The sequence below is a fragment of the Halalkalibacterium halodurans genome, assembly GCF_004376175.1.
GTDB classification, from domain to species: Bacteria; Bacillota; Bacilli; order Bacillales; family Bacillaceae_D; genus Halalkalibacterium; species Halalkalibacterium halodurans.
The window spans coordinates 64,213-84,892 of record NZ_SNUY01000009.1 but is presented as its reverse complement, the minus strand read 5'-3'; the positions used below and the strand labels follow the sequence as shown (position 1 = coordinate 84,892).

The window sequence follows — 20,680 nt, the reverse complement described above, 5'->3', positions numbered from 1 at the left end:
CTCTCTTATTATTGATAGTGACCAAACAATCAAGATAAGAGAGGTAGAAAAGGATGATCAACATGGCTCAATTTTATAATATCAAATTTATGAAAGAGGTAGAAGGACTGTCGCAAAGGCAAATAGCTAAAAAGTTAGGAATATCAAGAAATACTGTAAGTAAATATTTAAAGCAAGGTGAACCCCCAACAACTATTCATCGTAAAAAAGTATATGGTAAAGCAAAGTATTCTGAAGAAACCGAGAGAATATTACCTATTATCGATAAATGGTTAGAAGATGATTTAAAGCGTTGGGGAAAACAACGCCATACAGCTGCACGGATGTATGAGAGATTAGTAGCTGAATATGAATTTAAAGGTTCTGAATCTAATCTGAGAAAAATTGTTGCAAAGCGCAAAAAGAAGCTACAGGAAGTCTTTATCCCTCTTGACTTTCAACTCGGCCACCAATTCCAATTCGACTGGGGAGAGGCGGATATTATACTACAGGGTCGAAAACAACGTATTTTCCTCTTCTGTATGCAACTTTCGGCATCTCGAATGAGATTCGTCAGAGCATACCTTCATGAAAAACAAGAGGCTTTCTTAGATGGATTTGTGCATGCTTTTCAATTTTTTGGAGGTGTTCCGACAGAAGGACTTTTTGATAATTTAAAAACAGCCGTGCAAAAGAATTTACAAGGAAGAGATCGACTTGAACAGGAGGCTTTTCTTGCCCTGCAAGCTCACTATTTATTTAAAGCAGAATTTTGTAACGTTAGAGCTGGGAACGAAAAAGGTAGAGTGGAAGGAACCGTTGGTTATGTCCGAAGAAATGCCTTCGTTCCATTGCCAGAAGTACAATCAATGGAAGAATTAAATAATTATCTTTTAAATTGGTGTATGGAAGAATCAGAAAGAAGAAAAGTACCACATAGAAAAGAAACAGTCTTACAAATGTGGCATAAAGAAAAAGAACATCTACACCCTCTTCCAGCCAACAAATTCGAAGCTTGTAAATTAGTTTCGTGTCAAGTGAACAAAACCTCATTAATCACTGTTGAAACAAATCAATATTCGGTTCCATGTCGTTATGTTGGACAAGCTGTTTGGGTAAAAATTTTTGTGGATCAAGTAATCGTAGTGGCTCAAAACCAGGTAATCGCACAACATCCCCGCTCTTACGAACGGAATCAGATGATTACAGTTCTTGATCATTATTTAGAAGCCCTATTGAAAAAGCCAAGAGCGATCCGAGATGCTCATGCATTTCAATCTTCAGACATCCCAGATGTGTTTAGGAGGTTTCATCATAAAATGCGTGAAGAAGAAGGTGCGAATGGTGACCGAAAATTCATACGTCTCCTGCTCCTGCATCGCGAGATAGGAATGGAAAATTTAACAAAAGCTCTAATACAAGCAGAAAAAACACAGGTTTATCGTTATGAAGTCGTTCATGAGCTAATTCAGCGATTGACAAATAATGACGTGACAATCGATAAACTCCCTATTGAAAATACCCCTTTGAGTTTGTTAGATTACAAAATTCAAAAGTCTAGCATATCACAGTATGGGCAATTGACAGGGGGACAGTAAAATGACCACTGAATTATTATTAGACCACATAACTAAACAATTGAGGATGCCAACGATCGCTAAACAGTATCGTTCTCTCGCAAGAGAGGCTGAAGAAAGAAACTTACGTTATGAAGAATACCTGATGGCTCTATTAGAACTTGAGCTCCAAACAAGGGAAGAAAATCAAAAACAAAGGCGACTTAAGCAAGCTACATTTACCGTACAAAAAACGTTAGATTCGTATGATTTTAGCTTAATGCCTAGCCTAAACAAAAATCGATTTTTGACCCTGGCTAAAGGAGAATTTGTCCAAAAGAAAGAGAACATATTATTTCTAGGAAACAGTGGTACCGGGAAAACCCATCTAGCTACAGGTTTAGGGATTGAACTAATCAAAAACGGCCTTAAAGTTAAGTTTATAACAGCTGCTCAATTAGTAGAGGAATTATTATTGGCAAAAGAAGAGCATACTCTGCTTTCATTTGAAAAAAAGTGGCTCAAATTTGATGTAATCATAATCGATGAGCTAGGATATGTGCCCTTCTCAAAGATAGGATCAGAACTATTGTTTCAGTTCTTCTCAAGTCGCTATGAACGCGCAAGCGTTATTATCACAACCAATCTTGATTTTACTGAATGGACTTCCGTTTTTGGAGACGAAAAAATGACAGCAGCCCTCTTAGATCGTCTCACCCACAAAGCACATATTCATTTACTTAACGGGGAGTCTTATAGATTTAGGCAAAGTATAAAACGGAAAGAAAATAACGCCGAAGGGTAATCGAGGCGCGAAAATGTTCAGGGTGTGTTGCCCTCCCGGGCAACACACCCTGAACATTCCATATCCCTCCATAAATGGGACTTAACATATTTCAAGTGGCTCACTTTTAACGTAATCGCTCTGGCTCAATTTATTATTGACAAAAACAAATGTCAGTGGAATCTGTCATTAGGCTTTATAGCGGGTATGATGTGTAGTTCCCAACGATGGGTTGCACCGTGTTCACAGTAGGTAATTATGATTTCAGTCCAGGGCAGTACGATGCGAGGCTCGTTTTGTTTAAGCTAATAGGTGGCTAGAGGAGTGTCAGTTTTAGTCAGAACATTCTCGGTATAATATATTATGATTCTAAGATAACAAAGAAAGTATGTGATCCATTTTATGAACTTCTAATGTAATAGAAATGATACGCTGAATGGATTTTCTGTAGGCTCGAATTTAGGACACGTTCAACCTCCTGACAATCCTTGGACGAAATGTGTCATAAAAATGAAAGTTCCCTAGACTTCATGAAAATTTAACATACGCTCGATACACTTTATCGTGTCAATCGTTATAATGACATAAGGAATATTGTGAAGGTATGAGCAAAGTTTTTGCGTTGAGGAATAAAGTAGGGGGGAAAGGTATGTTTTTTGACGATCCTGTATTAATGAGTCGATTATTAACCATTCTTACGCTTTCCTTTCACATTTTTTATGCAACGATCGGTGTAGGATTGCCATTCATGATTATTATTTTTCATTGGCTTGGAATTAAGAAAAATGATCTACACTACATTCTGATGGCGCGAAGGCTGGCCAAAGGCTTTGTTGTTACCGTGGCCGTCGGGGTTGTGACTGGTACAGCGATCGGGCTGCAGCTTGCCCTATTGTGGCCGAATTTTATGCAGCTTGCCGGACATATTATTGCGCTTCCACTCTTTATGGAAGTTTTCGCGTTCTTTTTCGAAGCGATCTTCCTCGGAATTTATTTATATACGTGGGATCGTTTTGACAATCAGAAAAAGCATTTGTTGTTGCTGATTCCGGTTGCGGTTGGAGGGGCTTTGTCAGCGTTTTTTATTACGGTCGTGAACGCCTTTATGAATTCTCCAAGTGGTTTTGAATTGGTCAATGGCGAGCTAACCAACATGAATCCGTTACTGGCGATGCTGACGGTGTCGATGCCGACGAAGGTGACGCACGTCTTGGCCACGGCGTATATGACGGTCGCCTTTACGCTTGCAGCCATTGCTGCGTTTCGTCTGATGAAAGGGAGCGAGACGTCGTACTATAAAAAATCACTTAACGTGAGCATGAAGATCGGTTTTATCTTTGCGATTGCCTCGGCGATCATTGGGGATTTCTCGGGTAAGTATTTGGCTGAATATCAGCCGGAAAAATTAGCAGCAGCGGAGTGGCACTTTGAAACCGAAGAACGGGCGCCGCTCATCCTTTGGGGGATTCTCGGTGAGGACCATGAAGTGAAGTACGGAATTGAGATTCCTTATGCGTTAAGTATTTTGGCTCATAGTGACCCAAACGCAGAAGTGATCGGGCTTAACGAGTTTCCCGAGGAGTACCAGCCGCCGCTCATCATTCATTATTTCTTTGACATGATGATTACGATCGGAATGTTCATGCTGGCGTTGTCGTTTGTCTTCTTAGTGGCAAGATGGCGAAACTGGTCGTTCGTAGATAAAAACGGGTATAGATGGCTGATTGTGATGGGGGCACCCTTATCCTTCCTTGCGATTCAAGCCGGGTGGTGGATGGCCGAGGTCGGACGCCAGCCTTGGATTTTACGCGGGATTATGACGGTTGATGAAGCGGCGACGACGGCTGCGTACGTAGATGTTGTGTTTCTCGGCTTTGTCCTTCTCTACCTCATTCTCGGTATCGGGACCATCGTAGTGCTCCGGCGCATGTTCCGGAAGCGATCGATCGAGGAAGATCTTGCGTATTATTCGGGAGGGGATGAGCGATGGGCTTAGAATTAATTGGCATTACAGTGTTATGGCTTTTTCTCTTTCTCTATGTGATCGTCGGGTCGATCGACTATGGAGCCGGTGTGTTTAACGCCCATAGCATTCTTACAAATAAGCAGCACATTTTAAGTAAAGTGATTCAACGGTACCTTTCACCGGTCTGGGAAGTGACGAATGTCTTTTTCGTGTTTTTTGTGGTCGGGATCATCGGCTTCTTCCCAGATAGTGCCTTTTATTTCGGATCGATTTTACTCATTCCAGCAAGTGTCTCGATCATTTTGCTTGCGTTACGAGGCTCTTACTATGCGTTCGAGTCTTATGGAGCAAAAGGTCATAAAGGGTATGCGTTTATGTATGGAGCGACGGGCATCTTTATTCCTGCCTCGCTCTCCGTCGTTTTAACGATTTCAGAGGGCGGCTTTGTTTCCTTTGAAAATGGGGTCCCGGTTCTTGACTATACGGCATTGTTGACGAGTCCACTCACATGGTCGATCGTCGTCTTAAGCCTTGTGGCCGTCCTTTATATTTCATCCGTCTTTCTCACTTGGTATGCTCATAAAACTGGTGACATGGAAGCAACGGCACTCATGCGAAAATATGCGATCATCTGGTCTGTGCCCCTCATTGTGGCGGCTGGTGGCATTATTTTTGAGCTTCGTAACCATAACATCGATCATTTTGAGAGCATCATGCAGCTATGGTGGATGTTTGCTATATCTTTTGTGCTTTGGGCGCTCACGCTTAGGCTGATTTGGTTGAAGCGACATTTCGGTGCAGCGGTTTGGCTAATGATTTTTCAATTTATGTTCGCCTTTTTCGGTTACGGCATTTCCCATTATCCGTATTTGCTATACCCGCACTTGACGATTTATGACGGGTTTACGAACGAGGCGATGGCCATCTCGCTCATTGTCGTATTCATTCTTGGGATGCTTCTTTTGTTGCCGTCGCTCTATTTGCTCCTTCGTCTCTTCTTATTTGATAAAAAATACGTAAAAGGAAAAAGGGAGTGAGCAGATGTCATTTGATGATTTTCTGATTTTTGTCGCCCCGTTTATTGTCATTGTCGGAGCCATTGTGATGGCGTTTTATGTTGCGAGTAAAGATAATACCGAGTAAACAGAAGCACCCAGCAGGATTTTCCCTGCTAGGTGCTTTTTTCGATCGCAAACAACTCACGCTCGAGCTCTTTCATTCTTCTAAAATATCCGTTCTGCTCCATAAGCTGTTCATACGTTCCGGTTTCGATGATTTTTCCTTGATCGACCACGAGAATCTGATCCATGTCTTCCAGGCCGGTTAAGCGGTGACTGATGAAGAGCATCGTGGCGCCCTTTGCTTGGTTGAATAGTAATTGTAGCATGCGCTCTTCCGTCAATGCATCGAGAGAAGAGGTCGGCTCATCGAGAATCCAAAGGGTGGCATGGCGGCGAAGAAGTAATCTTGCTATGGCGAGACGTTGCTTTTCACCACCCGATAAGTTGGCGCCTTTCTCGTCTACACGATCACCTAACTGGAGGTGGGACAGTTCAACTTGCTGTAGGGCGCGCGCCATTTCCTCTACACTCGCGTTCTCATTTGCGATGCGAAGATTTTCTTCAAGCGTCCCGACGAAAAAATGGTTGGATTGTAGGGACATGTTTATCGTTTTCCACCACTTTTTTTCATCGATATGTTTGAGTTCGGTGCCGTTCACTGTAATCGAGCCTTTCCTGTATGGAAACGACTTCAAGATCAAGTGGGCGATCGTCGATTTGCCAGAGCCACTCGCCCCGATGATCGCGGTTTTACTGCCTGGCTTCACGTAAAATGACACGTCTTGAAGCGCAGGGCGTTGCTCTTCATCAAACGTAAAGGTGACATGTTGCAACGAAAGGTCGGGAGCGGTTTGACCGTTGTAGTCCACATGCTCTGGTTGTTCCATCGGCTCTGCCGTTATAGCTTCGAGGCGTTTGGCCGAATGGGCACTTTCTTGCAAATGATACGGGAGTAATGCCATCGGCGTGACTTGCTCAAAGACGGTGAGCGAGATCATGAGAAGCATGGCGAGTAAAATGCCTGCTAGGTTGCCGTCTACCACTTGAAGGCCAGCGTACGCAAGAACGGCAACGGAGACGAAAAGCGAGAAGAAATGAACGGTTGCATCGCTCCACATATGAATCGCTTGAGATTGTTGCTTTTGCTTTTCATACGTCCGAATGTCTGCGAGCACCTGTTCTTGACGTTCGTCCGTCGCTTGGTGAATCGTTAATTCTCGAAAGCCGTACACATATTCCGTAAAGGTAGATGACAGGTTTCCTCTCGTTTCACGGATGTGGTGATTCATCGCGCGGTGACCGACATAGAAAGCGGTCGGAATGATGAGGAGCGTTGCCAAAAGACCGATAAACAATAGAACAGCGGTACCGACTGAGAAGATCGACGTAAACGCAATAGTCGCAAGAAAAACGGAAACCATCACGACCGGTGGATAGACGACTCGAAGCAATAGGTTTTGTAAGGAATCCACATCGCCAACAATGCGAGAAAGCAAGTCACCGCTCCGATAATGGTGTAAGATCTTTGAGGAGACGGGCTCAAGCTTTTCATACACTCGTAAGCGAATGTTGCTTAGGAGCGTAAATGTCGCTCGGTGGGAGAAGTACCGTTCGCCGTACCGACTGATGGCAGAAGTAATCCCGAGCAGTTTCACGATAGCGACGATGACCATGAGTGTGGCAATCGGGGGAGTGAGTGCGGCCTGTGAAATTAAATACCCGCTCGCAGAAAACAACCCGACGGCGGTAATGCCTGCCATAAACCCTGCAAAAATCGAAAGAAAGATGTCTTTTTTCTCTACGAACATCATCTTTACATACGGCATTAAAACCTTCATGCCCGTCTCCCTCCTTGCTGTGTCGTAATCATTTGTCGATAAAGTGAATCGTTCTCCCAAAGCGTTTCGTGGTTGCCGGTAGCTCGCACGCGCCCGTTCTCGAGTAAAACAATGACATCGGCTTTGCGAATCGTATACAGGCGATGGGCGACGATGATTACGGTTGACTGTTGGTTGAGTTTTTCAAGTGATGTTTGAAGAATGGTCTCGGTTTCTAGATCCAGTCCGGCCGTCGGTTCATCAAATAGAACGACGTTTGGCTTTTTGTAAAATGCCCGTGCCATAAGCACCCGTTGGCGCTCACCACCGGACAATCCTCGTCCACCTTCGCCGATCACCGTATCCAGTCCTTCAGGTAATCCTTGAATCCATTCATACACACCGGCTTCTTTTGCCGCTTGAATGATGCTTTCCTCGTTTCTCGGTTTATCGGTACCGAGGACAATATTGTCACCGATCGTACCGGCAAAGAGATAGCCATCTTGAGAAATGAGGCTCATTTGCTTGAACCATGACGCCTTGTCGACAGTAGCGCGTGGGTGGCCGTTTAGATCGTATTCACCAGAGTCTGCCGCGTTCAGACCGGCAAGCAAATGAAGCAAAGTTGATTTCCCTGAACCGGTGGCCCCGATGATCGCGATTTTTTCGTAAGGTCGAGCGATAAAGTCAATAGATGATAAGGTAAAGCCTTCACCATATTGAAAATGAACGTTTTTCATTTGAAGCAAAGGCGGTTCTTGCTCGGAGAGGACGATATGGCCCCACGGAATGTCTTCGACCGGCTCTTTGAGAAGAGCGTTCACCTTCTCAAGGGCGCCTTTGCTTGCTTTCCCTGAGTGAAAGGCGGAGCCGAGCTCTTTTAACTTTGTATACAGTTCCGGTGCTAAGACGAGCATTAAGAAGCCTGAAGCAAATATAGTGTCCTGCACGATTATCATACGAATGGCCACTTCGAGCGCAATGATTCCAATGCTAAGCATCGAAATGAATTCCAACGCCAAAGAGTTACTAAAGGCGATTTTCAAGACGTTCATCGTCGCCTCACGAAATTCAAGGCTTTTTTCCTTGATTCGTGAGCGTTGCTGCCTTGTTTGACCGAAAAATTTGATTGTATTCAACCCTTGCAGCGTATCTAAAAAGATGCCAGAAAAGTCGGCCATTTTCTCCATCTGTTCTTTCGATTTGTCTCCCGTACGCATCCCGATAATGATCATATAAACGAAAAGAAACGGCGCAGTCACGAGAATGATGACGCCAGAAGCCCAATGTTCCCAAAAGATCACAATTAGGAGGAGGATGGGAATGATAAGCGATTGAATCATCTGTGGTACGTATTGATTAAAATACGGCCCGGTTTCATCAACGGTATCGAGAAAGTAGCTCGTTGTTTCTCCGGTACGTGTTTTTGACGAAGACGTGAGTGATTTTTTGGTGAAATGACGCAATAACTTAGCGCGCATATGAATTTTTGCATCTGTTGCAATACGATTTCCGATACGATCGATGATTAGCCGGCTAAAGGTTCGCGCGAATAACGCGGCGATTAACCCGATTAACAATGGAACCACGTCTTGAAACGTAGCCGATTGCAAAAACAGCTGATCGATAATGGAGACGATCAAGTACGCTTGTATAATAATGGCTGCACCAGTCAAGAAGGTGAGCAACATCATGGCCAAAAGATTTGAGCGATATGGGGCGAGGATCTCTTTAATAGGAAGCCCTCCTCATGGTGGTCTTTCTTTCATTTTAAAGGTTCGATTGATGGTTTTACAAACGCAAGAAAGGGCGTTGGACCATCTTTCCGTATTCAGACACAATTTGATAACGTGATTGTCATAATCGCTTTGAGCATGGTGCTTCTAAATGAAACAATTAGAGAAAGGCTGTCCGATCAAGGATACGACAGCAAAACCCCGTAGCAAGTATTTCCCCTACTGCTCATATAAATTTAGATAAAGCTCTAAAGAATAAATGAAATGGGGAATGACATGATACAGGTAGCTGGAAGGCCGTTCTCTTTAGCAAGCACGACGGACTTCGGAAGGGTAGAAAGAGCCATCCTTCAACAAATGCTTGATTCTTCTGAATGGTTTTCCTACTCTTCCATGAATGAACTTCGGTTCGAATTGAACGTACGAATCAACATTATGGAAAGCGCGAAAGAGATGAATGCGAGTCAGGTGACGTTTACCATCTTTGAACATGCGAGTTGTAACCCTGAATATTGGACGTTGACAAGTACTGGAGGATTTTTGGTAAGGTCCGATGTGCGCCCTTCTGATGCCATTCTAGACATTTATCGGAACGGCACCCTTTATGGATTTGAATGCGCGACTGCCATTATCATTATCTATTATCAGGCGATTTTAAAAAGCATTGGCCAACTTCGTTTTGATTCTATTTTCCAACACCTCTATTTATACAGCTGGCATACCCATCCTGGATTAGAGTTGCACACTTTCCATGCAGATCGTTTTTTGCCTGGGGATGTTGTGTATTTTAATAACCCAGATTTTCATCCAGACACACCATGGTTTCGCGGGGAAAACGCCGTTGTGTTGAGCGATGGAACGTTTTTTGGCCACGGATTTGGTATCATGACGGCGGAGCAGATGATACAATCGTTAAATTCGTATCGATTTCCGGGGAGTATGCAACCCGCATATTTAGCCAATTTAATCACAAGAATTTCTCCTCTAACGATTCGAAATCTTTTAACGCTACAAAGTGATCGCACGACCTATCATTATTCAAAAGCGGTCATACATCATAATCTTTGTTCCATCTCCAGCATGGATTATCAGTATTATTTGTTATCCCTCAACGGCTAATTCTTGCTAATGATTGTTGTTGTATAAAACAGTGACATTCACCCATTTAGTCAGTAGACAGGTTCATATTCTAACTAGGTGAGTATACTGTAGTGAAAATATACTAACCCAAAAGGAAGTGCTTAGAATATGTATCCTAACGCAAATGTATCTCCTATGATGGCAGGAGCAAATGTACCGCCAAACGTCCATCCTACGATGATGGCAGGAGCAAATGTCCCTCCTCCTATGGTGGCTGGCGTAATGGAGGAACCTATGCCCTATTATGCGGCTCCTGCTTTCGGATACGGAATGCCTGCTCCTCGTAAGCATGGCCACGGCTTTGTATTAATAGTAGTGTTGTTTATTCTATTAATCATTGTAGGCTCTAGTTTCCCTAAATGCTAATAGCAGTCTCCAAGAGGCCGGTTTCTCTCGATCAATTGGTGAATCGAGTACCGGCCTTTTTCTATTTCTGCTGAAATAGGTGCGGGAGCCGTCTTTTATGAGGCTGTGCGATTCTCCCACGCTACCTGAAGCGTAAGGATCAGTAAAATTCTTTCCTTGCTACAACAACCTTAGGCTGTTTCTTTAACAGTATCAAGTCCTAAGAGGAAACTTCAAAAATCTAGCATTAAAGTTATTACTTGTACTAGAGATTTAAATGTTATGATAGTTCTTATAATGGATAATTTGTGGGAGTGTGATCTTAATGGCACTTAGTGTTTATATTGCTATTGGCGCCATCGCTGGACTTTTTTTTGGAGGAATGTGGGAAGGAATTACTGCACTTGTGTTAATCTATATTGCTACCATTTTAACGAAAAAGTATGAAAAAAACTGAATTTAATGGATAGCCCCACAAGCGTGCGTGCTCTTTTTTCTGTATGGAAGGATGACGGAGAGAAGGGGGCTGTATTAAAAGGGCGCAATGGATTAAAGGTTTGGTGCTATGCGGCATACAAACCAATTATTGCGTCCATACAATCGTGAGAAGTGGGCATTCACGGTTATACAGTTGAATTGGCCCGTGATTGTCATAGCACGTACGATTTCAGTGGCATGACTGCCGAGTGGAATGTGTGCCATTATATCAACACGCCTAAAACCTTCGGGTGTTGCAACAGAACAGATTTAGTTCTGGGAAGGGGTTTAAGTCTGTCCTGTTTATACATACCTTCTGATCTGGGGCTAGTTAATCAAGTATATGTATCTAGAACTATCAAGGGCTAGATTAATCTTTTACAGCGATTTGTAGGCAGTAGGAGGATCATAATGATAACAGGCTAGACTGTAATTATAGCTTTAAAAAGACACGATAAAGTTTTATTAGTTTACTCTACTAACGAAGAACAATTCAGGGCTAAGATACCCTTATTTTATATACAATCTACAAATGAAAATTCCTAATAATCCTCCAACTGTATTTAAAATAATATCATCTATATCAAAATAACCTCTTCTAGTTATAAATTGAACAACTTCTATTAGCAAACTGGTATACAGACAGAATTGTGCCGCAAAAAAGATGTTGATGATGTACGATAGTTTGTGTAAAGGCGTTGAATCAAAAAAAGAGGTAGGGTACCCTCTAGTTAACCGCTAAACCAACTGAGAGGAGAGGCCCTACCTATGAGTACTAGTATAGGACAAAGTACATTTGAAAATCAATTAGATTCTATGGTTCGTGAATTTGTAAAAGAGAAGCTCGAAACCATCATGAAAGAAGAAATGGAAAGTTTCTTTACGCATGAACATCCAGAATTAAAAAACCAAAAGAATGGCTTTTACACTCGCCAGTTGGATACAAGATATGGCCGACTGGAGAATCTACGCGTTCCACGAGATCGCCAAAATGCCTTTCAAACCGAGCTATTTTCTCCATACCAACGTCGAGAAGAGTGGCTAGGAGAAGCCATCATCACCATGTATCAAAAAGGGGTTAGCACACGTGAGATCGGTCACTTTATTGAAAAGATTCTGGGTCACTCATACTCAGCATCAACGATCAGTCAAGTGACAGATGTTGTGACAGAAGATATCACTCAGTGGCAACAGCGGCCCCTAAAAAAGCGTTATTCCGTGCTCTATCTAGATGGGACCTACCTCAAGCTACGCCGAGAGGATGTGGCGAATGAAGTGGTGTACCTTGTCGTTGGCGTAACAGAAGAAGGCTACCGAGAAATCCTAGGTTTTTATGTAGGGGGTCAAGAAAGTGCGAATGGATGGCGAAACATTCTTCTCGATCTCTATAGCCGCGGCTTAGAAGAAGTCCTCCTTGGTGTATTTGATGGCTTAGCTGGGCTAGAAGAAGCGATGAAGGCCGTCTATCCAAAGGCAGATGTCCAGCGGTGTGTGGTTCATAAGGTGCGAAATGCCTTACACGCTGTTCGGAAGAAAGATCAACCAGCCGTTGCCCAGGACTTCAAGCCGATTTATCAAGCCAATACGTATGAGGAAGCGAAAAACCGCTTTAAGGAGTTTAAAGAAAATTGGCAAAAGCGTTATCCAAAAGTGGTGGCTACTTGGGAGAAGGACTTAGATGTCCTTTTGACGTTCTTGTCGTATCCTTCTACGATCAGGCCCATGATCTACACGACGAATATTATCGAACGAACAATGAAAGAAATAAAGAAACGTACGAAAACGATGAACAGCTTACCCAATGAGAAAGCGGCGGAGAAGATCGTGTATCTCCAAGCGATTGACTATAACGAACGCTGGGCGACACGTAGGCTTCGTGGTTTTGGTGAGGCCTACGAAGCTTTACAAGAAATGTTCAAGCAACGCTACTCCGGGCCATAAGCTAGAAACCCTATTCGAGGAGTACCCTAAGACCGTTACACAAACTTATTGACAGTACCTTGAACTTTTCACCAGATAATAACTTCAAAAATAAAATTAAAAAAACAACAACTAAAAATATACGAACCCCAATATAAACAATGTAATTAGATGTAAAATGAACAATGATATCATCTAAAAAACAATAACTTATTAATTGAGCGAATAAAATCGCCAATACAACTACTATTGCATATTTTAAGACTCTCTTTACCATTTGTTTCACCCCACTTCAACAAATAAACAAGAACTCGAAGGAAACTAAGATCCTTTAAGTTCTTTTGAAGTAAATGCTATTCAATGATTTTTTAAACATTATTGATTCCGTCTATTAAATTTTCTCACTTAATATACCATAATCTTGAATTTAATAGAAGAAAAACTTTCCATCTTTTTGAATTATATCACATAGTTTTTAAGCCCAACATGCCATCTAGCAATCACATCGATAAAAAATGCCATGTGTTAATAATTTATAAAAGGGCTTCCAAGCCTTAAACATTAGGGGGTGCTATCGGCACACAGAGCGGATCTCTTTAACAATCAATCCTTTATCTATATAAGTTGAATTTATCTTTTACAATCGAATGCACAATCGATCAATAACTTTTCTAGGTGAGTCATTTAACTCACGAATAAAAGCTTGCACATTTCTTCGAATCTCTTTAACAGAGGAATAAAAAAGGTTATTAATTACGTCTGATTTGAGCCATTTCCATAACCCTTCAATGAGATTTAACTCAGGGCTGTAAGGTGGTAAAAAAACCAATTCTAAACGATGTTGGTGGTTACGCAAAAAAGGTTCAATCAGCTTCGCATGATGAATACGGGCATTATCTAACACCATGACAATCTTACCGGTCGGATAGTGTTTCAATACCTTTTGAAGAAAACGAAGAAACGCTTCGGCATCGTATCGTTCTTCTTCTACACAAAGCACATCTCCCGTTTCATAATTAAGTGTACCGATGAGTTTGACACCCTGGTGCTTTCCATAAGTCGGAATGATTCGTTGCTTGCCTTTTAAAAACCATGTGTATTGAAGAGCTTGGTAATCCCGAATCATCGACTCATCTTGAAAGAGAAGATGGTCAATCTCCTCATTTAAGAGTTTTTTTATAGGCAGGGAACGTCTCTTCCACAAACTCTTTTTGTTTCAACGGGTCAGCTTTTGCCAGCGTATAAGTCGGTTTGGTATAACTAAGGCCTAAATCGTGTAAAAGTCGAGAGACACCACGAAGAGTATACGGTTGGTTCCATTTTTTCTCGATAAATGAAGCAATGATCTTTAACGTCCAATTATACTTAGCTGGGAAGCCAACATCTACGGGAAGTTTGGTCGCAATCACTTGAGCCAATTCCTGTTCTTGTTCGGGTGTTAATTTGCGTGGCGCTCCAGGTGATTGTCCCATGGTTAAGCCATCTAGTCCCTTTTCTTCGTAGGCATTCACATAGTTATAGATAGTTTTTTCGGAACGCCCAATCATGGTTGTGATTTCTTTTTTAGAATAGCCTTGTAAATAAAAGTAAATCGCTTGATAACGTTCATACATTCGTTTATCTTTGGTCGTTTTCATCGCTGTAAGCAAGGTTTCGATTTCATGTTGACGTGAATGGGTCATCTCGTTCCTCTCCGTTCATTGGTAAGTGTTACCCTTATATTTCAACAGAGAGTAATTGTAATCCTTTAATTCAACTTATATAGCAATCACATCGATAAAAAATGCCATGTGTTAATAATTTATAAAAGGGCTTCCAAGCCTTAAACATTAGGGGGTGCTATCGGCACACAGAGCGGATCTCTTTAACAATCAATCCTTCATCTAGCTAGTCATTTTTTTGAGAGAACCCCTCAGCAAGGTTTGCAAAACATCCATACGAATCTTATAGAAAGTGAAGGTGGAAAAATGACGAAGAGAACGCACAATGTCAAGAAATGTTTTGCAATTCTTTTAGCCACTTTACTAACGGCAACAAATTTTCCTTTCACAGTGGAAGTATTAATGAAATAATCTTTAATCCCCAAGTAGTATGTTTGCTTGGGGATTTAGTCAGACGTGGGAGTCCAAGCTCTAAATCGCAAAGGCAGCAGATGCGGTTAGTGAAAACAAGGAGGATCAGAGTCTAAAGGTAGAAGCTAGCGAAAAAACGAGAACGTGATAAGTCAAATTCCGCCCCTCCCGATCAGCCACGGTACCGGCCGCCGTCTCTAAATAGACAGTTCATCCGTAACTTCTCGTGAACACGAACTCCAAAAGGGCTATTGCTCTGGGCTCAGGGATCAGGGGTTCGGGCCATAATGCTAGTCGTAGGAAATAGCCCAATGCATATAGCGCTTGGGCTATTTCTGTTCGTGTAGATGAAAGAGGATTACTCCTTAACTCTATCTGAAAAATGGGAATGAAGTAACGTCGTATGACGAAGTAGAGTTAAGCGACATTCCACCAAAAGCGAGGGAAATGTTAGAAGAATCGTATTAACGATGGTTGATCATTCCTTTTCCCAGCGTTCGGATTTAGAGGCTGTATCAAAAGGTCATAAAAAATGACCTTTTGACAGCTCCTTTTTCATGCCAAACATACAAAAAAATCGCCTCTTTCGGTATAATGAAGTTACCACACCACATTAACGAAAGAAGGCGATTTTTTATGAGTAACCAAACGGTCACTTTCCAAGATTATACCATGAATCAGCTGTATCTTCCTATGGATTTTTCCGATTTAATTCCTGAGGATCACGTTGCTCGGATCGTGAGCGACATGATCGATGCCCTGGACGATCAGCTGTTTGTTGATGTGTATAAAGGAGGCGGTCGCCCCGCCTACCACCCGAAAATGATGGCGAAAATCGTCTTGTACGGATATACACAGGGGCTGTTTTCCGCCCGTGCCATCGAAGGCGCTCTGAAAGAACACTTGCCTATGATGTGGCTTTCCGCCAGCCAAGCGCCCGATTTTAACACGATTAACCGGTTTCGTTCAGAACGCTGAAAGCCGGTGATGGATGCCTTATATGCGGAGATGGTCCAGCTACTGATAGAAGAAGGGTATGTCGATGGAAAGGACTATTTTCTCGACGGCACCAAGATCGAGGCTAATGCCAACAAGTACACGTTTGTCTGGCGCAAAAAGACTGAGGGATACGAAGAAAAACTGCAATCGAAAATCGAGGACAATCTTCAGGCGATTGAAGACGCCATTGCGTTCGATATCGACTCCCTGAAACGAAAAGATGACACATTTCCACGCGAACGTATCTCCCGAGAAGCCCTGGAAGAAGTCGCTCAACAAGTCGAACAGGAGCTCAAGGCGCAGGAAGACGCCATCGAAGCTCTCGATACGGTCGATGAAAAACAGGGGAAGAAACAAGCTGTCAAATCGCTGCGCCAGTTTCATAAAGCGTTAACAAAGGATTATCTCCCGCGTCTAGAGAAATACGAAACCCAAATGGATTTATTTGGGGATCGCAATAGTTATTCAAAGACGGACGTGGATGCCACGTTTATGCGCATGAAAGACGATCACATGATGAACGGTCAGCTCAAAGCCGGGTACAATATCCAAGCCGGCACACAGGACCAGTTTATTCTCCATTATTCCATTCATCAGAGTCCAACGGATGCCCGGTTGCTTAAGCCTCATTGGGAGAGTTTGAAAGAAACCGGACGGCATCTACCGGAAAACCTGATTGCGGACGCCGGCTATGGAAGTGAACCGAATTATATGTATCTCACCGAACAGGAAGACCTGCACACGTTGATCCCTTACAACACCTATGAACAGGAACAGAAACGATCGTTTTCGAAAAAAGCGTATCATCCGCACAACTGGATGTACGATGAGAAAGACGATCTATACTGGTGCCCGAATCAGCGGAAAGTGACGTTTCGCCACTATAGTCGCCGCACAGATAAACATGGCTACACCCGAGACTTTAAAATCTATGAATGTGAGTCCTGTGAAGGATGCCCGTTTAAAGCGGACTGTACCACCGCCAAAGGCAACCGAAAAATCTATTACAATCCGGTGTATGAAGAGTTAAAGGCGAAAGAAGCGATCAAACTGAAAAGTAACGACGGACGAACACTCTACTCGCGTCGAAAAACGGACGTGGAGAGTGTATTTGGTCATGTCAAACAAAACCTAGGCTTCCAACGATTCCACCTGCGGGGGCTGAAAAAAGTCCACGTTGAGTTCGGCTGGGTGGCTCTGGCTCACAACATACGAAAGGTGGCGGCGAGAAAACGCCACCAAAAGAAACAAGCAGCATAAACAGAGGAAAAAAATACCATGGTCACCCTCTCTATGGATGGCGTCCATGGTATTTCCCACTAAAGGCTTTTGATACAGCCCCTTTTTGTTATGAAGGCTCATTGAATCTACTCTGATTAAACGTTGTGGTAAGATCCTAGCTAAACCAAGGTGAAGGCTAAAAACTTTTGACGAGTCATGACCATCGTTAGCATAAAACTGCTAAAAAAATAGCCCAAAACACGAATGCCTTAGGCTAACGTTCTCGCTTCTTCTTATTTCGTAGGCGCGCCATCTTTTCTTTGATTCGTCTTTTAGCCTGAGCGGTCCCTTCGTCATCAATGCTGACAGAGGTAACCTGGTCGTTTTCGATAACGATCAGGAGGTGATCGCCTTCTTTTGCTGCAGGCGGTAGCGCTTCTTTAGGAATCACGAGCTCTTTTTCCTGCTCCCCAACTAAAAGAATCGCTTGTTGATCTTCGGCAATGCGATCTAAAACCGCTCGGTGTTCACCGTCATAAAGCATGACTTGTCCCTCCTTAATGCTCCGTTTGAATCGAGTACGTATGACCGTCCGTGGTGATAAGTACAGTTCCGTGAATATCAGTCCCAAATATATCGATGCCTCTTTCGTTTAAAAGCGATGTTACTTCACGGTGCGGGTGGCCGTACGAGTTGTCCTCACCTGCAGAGTAGATGGCCACTGTTGGCTCTATTTCATCAAGAAAGAATGGCTGGTTGGAAGTGCTGGAGCCATGGTGTGCCACTTTAAAAATATCGGCTTCAAGGTCGGTGCCTGAGGCGACCATCTCCTGTTCAGCCGCTTCTTCTGCATCTCCTGTCATGACGACTCGGACATCTCCATAGGTCAAGCGGAAGGCGATGGAATCATTATTTAGATCTCCCGTCAACTTCGTAGGGTTTACAATTTCAAAAAGAAAATCACCGCGCTCGTACACATCCCCAGCTCGTGGCTCGACTACCTCAGCCTCAGAATCTAATAAAGCGTCAATCACGTTCTCAAATGTTTTTGAGGTCGCCTCGTTACCGTCAATCCACACTTCTTCAGGTGAGTAGAGGCGGACAATCTCATCTGCATTCCCGATATGGTCGGCATGTGGGTGAGTTAAAATCAAAAGGTCGATCTGATCGATTTGTTGTTTTTCTAAGTGAGTAAAGATCGCGTCACTATCATGTCGTCCTGTATCAACGAGTACCGTATAGTTTTCACTGCGAATAAGCGTGCTATCCCCTTGGCCTACATCGAAAAAGGTAATTGTCGCTTCTCCACTAGTAGGAGGGGCAACTACGTCTGTGCTTTGATCTTCTGATACAATCATATCAAGAATCTCGATGATTTCGTGCTCAAAATCACAGCCAGATAAGAGAACCAGTCCAAACAAGAAAGAAAAAAGAAATCGTTTCAAAAAAAGCACCTCGTTCTATTAGTCTACGAATAATGATTATATCATTTTATAATTATAAAAATCAGATCGTTTAAAGAAGATTTTAATTGTGGCTCTAGCATTAATAGAAGTTAAAAAGGGAGCCTAAGGTTGTGCAAAACCCCCATCAGTTTTCCATTTGTAATGTTATGTTTACCAGTGATACCTTAGCTAGCTACTTAATGAAAATTGACTTCACGCCTACAAGCCAAAAAGGTAATCGTTATCAGATAATAGTAGAAATTATAAACAATAAAAATTTATAATAGACTGTGGTATGATTGTAGTGAGACAAAAAAGAAGTGTTCCTAGCTGGCCGCCCTGCTATTTGTGACACCTAAGCAGGAGCGTCTACAATTCTATTTGCAAATCTAGGGGATAAGGAAGGTTATCTATGAGCAGCATACAGAACAAAACAGACGTTATCTTGATTGGTGCCGGAATTATGAGTGCGACTTTGGGATCATTGTTGAAAGAGTTAAAACCCGAATGGGAAATCAAAGTGTTTGAGAAACTCGCGAACGCAGGGGAAGAGAGCTCGAATGAATGGAATAATGCGGGTACAGGGCATGCTGCGCTGTGCGAACTTAATTATACAGCAGAAAAATCGGACGGAACCATTGATATTAGCAAGGCGGTTAAAATTAATGAGCAGTTTCAAATTTCAAGACAGTTTTGGGCTTATCTCGTAAGCCAAAATTTAATCTCCAATCCGCAAGATTTTATTATGCCTATTCCTCATATGAGCTTAGTGCAAGGGGAAGACAACGTTGCTTATCTGAAAAAGAGATTTAAAGCGCTATCAAACATTCCATTGTTTGAAGGGATGGAATTTTCGAATGACCCTGAAAAACTGAAGGAATGGATTCCACTTGTTATGGAAGGTCGTACGTCCAATGAGCCAATCGCCGCCACGAAAATTGACTCGGGGACCGATGTCAACTTTGGCGCTTTGACACGCATGTTGTTTGAGCACTTAAAGGAGCAAAATGTAGAAGTCCACTACAAGCATAGTGTAAAGGACATTAAACGTACGAGTGACGGCTCGTGGAGTGTGAAAGTTCAGGAAATTGAAAGCGGTACGATCGAATACCATACGGCCAATTTTGTTTTTATTGGCGGAGGGGGTGGAAGTCTGCCTTTACTCCAAAAAACAGGTATTCCTGAATCAAAAAATATCGGCGGCTTCCCGGTAAGTGGGCTCTTTATGGTCTGTAATAACCCGGAAGTGGTCGAGCAGCATCATGCGAAGGTGTACGGAAAAGCGAAGGTAGGCGCCCCACCTATGTCTGTACCGCATCTTGATACAAGATATATTGATAACAAAAAATCATTGCTGTTTGGGCCATTTGCCGGGTTCTCACCAAAGTTCTTAAAAACGGGCTCCAATTTTGACTTGATCGGTTCTGTAAAGCCGTATAATGTTTTCACGATGCTGGCGGCAGGTGCAAAAGAGATGTCCTTAACCAAATACTTGATTCAGCAAGTGATGTTGTCAAAGGAAAAGCGTATGGCCGAACTGCGGGAGTTCATGCCAAACGCCAAGAGCGAGGATTGGGATATCGTCGTCGCAGGCCAACGGGTGCAAGTCATTAAAGATACAGAAGCAGGTGGAAAAGGAACCCTTCAATTTGGTACGGAAGTTGTCAGTAGCGCGGATGGTTCGATTGCTGCATTGCTTGGGGCATCTCCGGGAGCTTCAACTGCTGTCCACGTCATGCTTGAAGTATTAGAAAAATGCTTCCCGCACCATATGCTAGAGTGGCAGCCGAAAATCAAAGAAATGGTTCCTTCGTATGGCGTGTCACTTGCGGAAAACCGTGAGCTGTTCCAAGAGATTCACCAGTCCACTGCGGAGGCGCTTGGCCTGAGCGAAAAGGAATTGGTGCATAGTTAATCTTTCTCGGTAATAATAGAGGGAATCTTTATTCCTCATAGGCTCCCCTTGTGGTATTCAGTTTAAACTGTTTAATAGAGTCTCGGAATAAATAACAATTTTCCGGGTGAAATGAACCAAAATTACTGGAAATTGGATTGGAATGGCCTGCACACTCATTATTTTCATTGTATTTTCAAAAATGTGCATGACAAAGAAACCTATTGCCATTATTTTTTTAAAAATTGACTAGGCGGCTTTAGGAAAG

The 20,680-nt window shown here is 42.8% G+C and carries 16 protein-coding genes and 1 pseudogene; 11 read left to right on the top strand and 6 right to left on the bottom strand.

The window, feature by feature from the left end; all coding sequences use genetic code 11:
• Nucleotides 1–62 precede the first annotated feature (62 nt).
• The 5 genes from istA to cydS all read left to right on the top strand — a co-directional run bounded on the left by istA (nt 63) and on the right by cydS (nt 5,428).
• On the top strand, nt 63–1,577 hold the full coding sequence (gene istA / locus E2L07_RS04875; protein WP_243854910.1) for an IS21 family transposase: 1,515 nt from the start codon (nt 63–65) through the stop codon (nt 1,575–1,577).
• Nucleotide 1,578: 1 nt separating this feature from the next.
• Nucleotides 1,579–2,340, top strand: a complete 762-nt coding sequence (gene istB / locus E2L07_RS04870; protein ID WP_134228976.1) for an IS21-like element helper ATPase IstB — start codon at nt 1,579–1,581, stop codon at nt 2,338–2,340.
• 628 nt (nt 2,341–2,968) lie between these two features.
• Nucleotides 2,969–4,315: a cytochrome ubiquinol oxidase subunit I gene (locus tag E2L07_RS04865; protein ID WP_010900099.1), complete on the top strand. Its 1,347-nt coding sequence runs from the start codon at nt 2,969–2,971 to the stop codon at nt 4,313–4,315.
• Nucleotides 4,306–5,322: a cytochrome d ubiquinol oxidase subunit II gene (locus E2L07_RS04860; protein ID WP_134228975.1), complete on the top strand. Its 1,017-nt coding sequence runs from the start codon at nt 4,306–4,308 to the stop codon at nt 5,320–5,322. The genes E2L07_RS04865 and E2L07_RS04860 overlap by 10 nt, the downstream gene beginning before the upstream one ends.
• A 4-nt stretch (nt 5,323–5,326) precedes the next feature.
• Nucleotides 5,327–5,428, top strand: coding sequence for a cytochrome bd oxidase small subunit CydS family protein (cydS, locus tag E2L07_RS21715; RefSeq protein ID WP_412733939.1), 102 nt, complete (start codon nt 5,327–5,329; stop codon nt 5,426–5,428).
• A 28-nt stretch (nt 5,429–5,456) separates the two neighbouring features.
• Here cydS and cydC read toward each other — a convergent pair whose 3' ends face one another.
• Both cydC and cydD read right to left on the bottom strand, forming a co-directional pair.
• Entirely contained in the window at nt 5,457–7,184 is a 1,728-nt protein-coding gene (gene cydC / locus E2L07_RS04855) for a thiol reductant ABC exporter subunit CydC (RefSeq protein WP_134228974.1), read from the bottom strand.
• A complete protein-coding gene (gene cydD / locus E2L07_RS04850) occupies nt 7,181–8,863 on the bottom strand; it encodes a thiol reductant ABC exporter subunit CydD (protein ID WP_276399877.1) in 1,683 nt (560 codons plus the stop codon). The genes cydC and cydD overlap by 4 nt, the downstream gene beginning before the upstream one ends.
• A gap of 312 nt (nt 8,864–9,175) precedes the next feature.
• On the opposite strand from cydD, the gene E2L07_RS04845 reads away from it, so the two are divergent.
• The 3 genes from E2L07_RS04845 to E2L07_RS21475 all read left to right on the top strand — a co-directional run bounded on the left by E2L07_RS04845 (nt 9,176) and on the right by E2L07_RS21475 (nt 10,841).
• Complete coding sequence (locus E2L07_RS04845) at nt 9,176–10,018, top strand: protein-glutamine gamma-glutamyltransferase (protein ID WP_243854908.1); 843 nt, start codon at nt 9,176–9,178, stop codon at nt 10,016–10,018.
• Nucleotides 10,019–10,147: 129 nt separating this feature from the next.
• A complete protein-coding gene (locus E2L07_RS21480; protein ID WP_010900093.1) occupies nt 10,148–10,405 on the top strand; it encodes a YjcZ family sporulation protein in 258 nt (85 codons plus the stop codon).
• A gap of 304 nt (nt 10,406–10,709) precedes the next feature.
• Complete coding sequence (locus tag E2L07_RS21475) at nt 10,710–10,841, top strand: hypothetical protein (protein WP_010900092.1); 132 nt, start codon at nt 10,710–10,712, stop codon at nt 10,839–10,841.
• 530 nt (nt 10,842–11,371) lie between these two features.
• Here E2L07_RS21475 and E2L07_RS04830 read toward each other — a convergent pair.
• A complete protein-coding gene (locus E2L07_RS04830; RefSeq protein ID WP_276399878.1) occupies nt 11,372–11,527 on the bottom strand; it encodes a VanZ family protein in 156 nt (51 codons plus the stop codon).
• 102 nt (nt 11,528–11,629) lie between these two features.
• On the opposite strand from E2L07_RS04830, the gene E2L07_RS04825 reads away from it, so the two are divergent.
• Complete coding sequence (locus tag E2L07_RS04825; protein WP_010896492.1) at nt 11,630–12,802, top strand: IS256-like element IS654 family transposase; 1,173 nt, start codon at nt 11,630–11,632, stop codon at nt 12,800–12,802.
• Nucleotides 12,803–13,418: 616 nt separating this feature from the next.
• Here E2L07_RS04825 and E2L07_RS04820 read toward each other — a convergent pair.
• Nucleotides 13,419–14,463 (bottom strand): IS630 family transposase gene (locus E2L07_RS04820; RefSeq protein WP_090752857.1). Its coding sequence is split into 2 segments (ribosomal slippage): nt 13,419–13,964 and nt 13,966–14,463, totalling 1,044 coding nucleotides; the frame shifts between segments, so codons are not numbered across the junction.
• A gap of 1,026 nt (nt 14,464–15,489) precedes the next feature.
• Between E2L07_RS04820 and E2L07_RS04810 the strand changes: the two are divergent.
• Nucleotides 15,490–17,100: pseudogene (locus E2L07_RS04810) on the top strand (IS1182 family transposase); the annotation flags it as partial.
• Between the two features lie 247 nt (nt 17,101–17,347).
• Here the strand turns inward: E2L07_RS04810 and E2L07_RS04805 are convergent.
• Together E2L07_RS04805 and E2L07_RS04800 are read right to left on the bottom strand one after the other, a co-directional pair.
• Nucleotides 17,348–17,617: a DUF3006 domain-containing protein gene (locus E2L07_RS04805; protein ID WP_053430086.1), complete on the bottom strand. Its 270-nt coding sequence runs from the start codon at nt 17,615–17,617 to the stop codon at nt 17,348–17,350.
• A gap of 13 nt (nt 17,618–17,630) precedes the next feature.
• Entirely contained in the window at nt 17,631–18,527 is an 897-nt protein-coding gene (locus E2L07_RS04800; protein ID WP_412734077.1) for a ComEC/Rec2 family competence protein, read from the bottom strand.
• A 403-nt stretch (nt 18,528–18,930) separates the two neighbouring features.
• On the opposite strand from E2L07_RS04800, the gene E2L07_RS04795 reads away from it, so the two are divergent.
• Entirely contained in the window at nt 18,931–20,433 is a 1,503-nt protein-coding gene (locus tag E2L07_RS04795; protein WP_134228969.1) for a malate:quinone oxidoreductase, read from the top strand.
• The last annotated feature ends 247 nt before the right edge of the window (nt 20,434–20,680 follow it).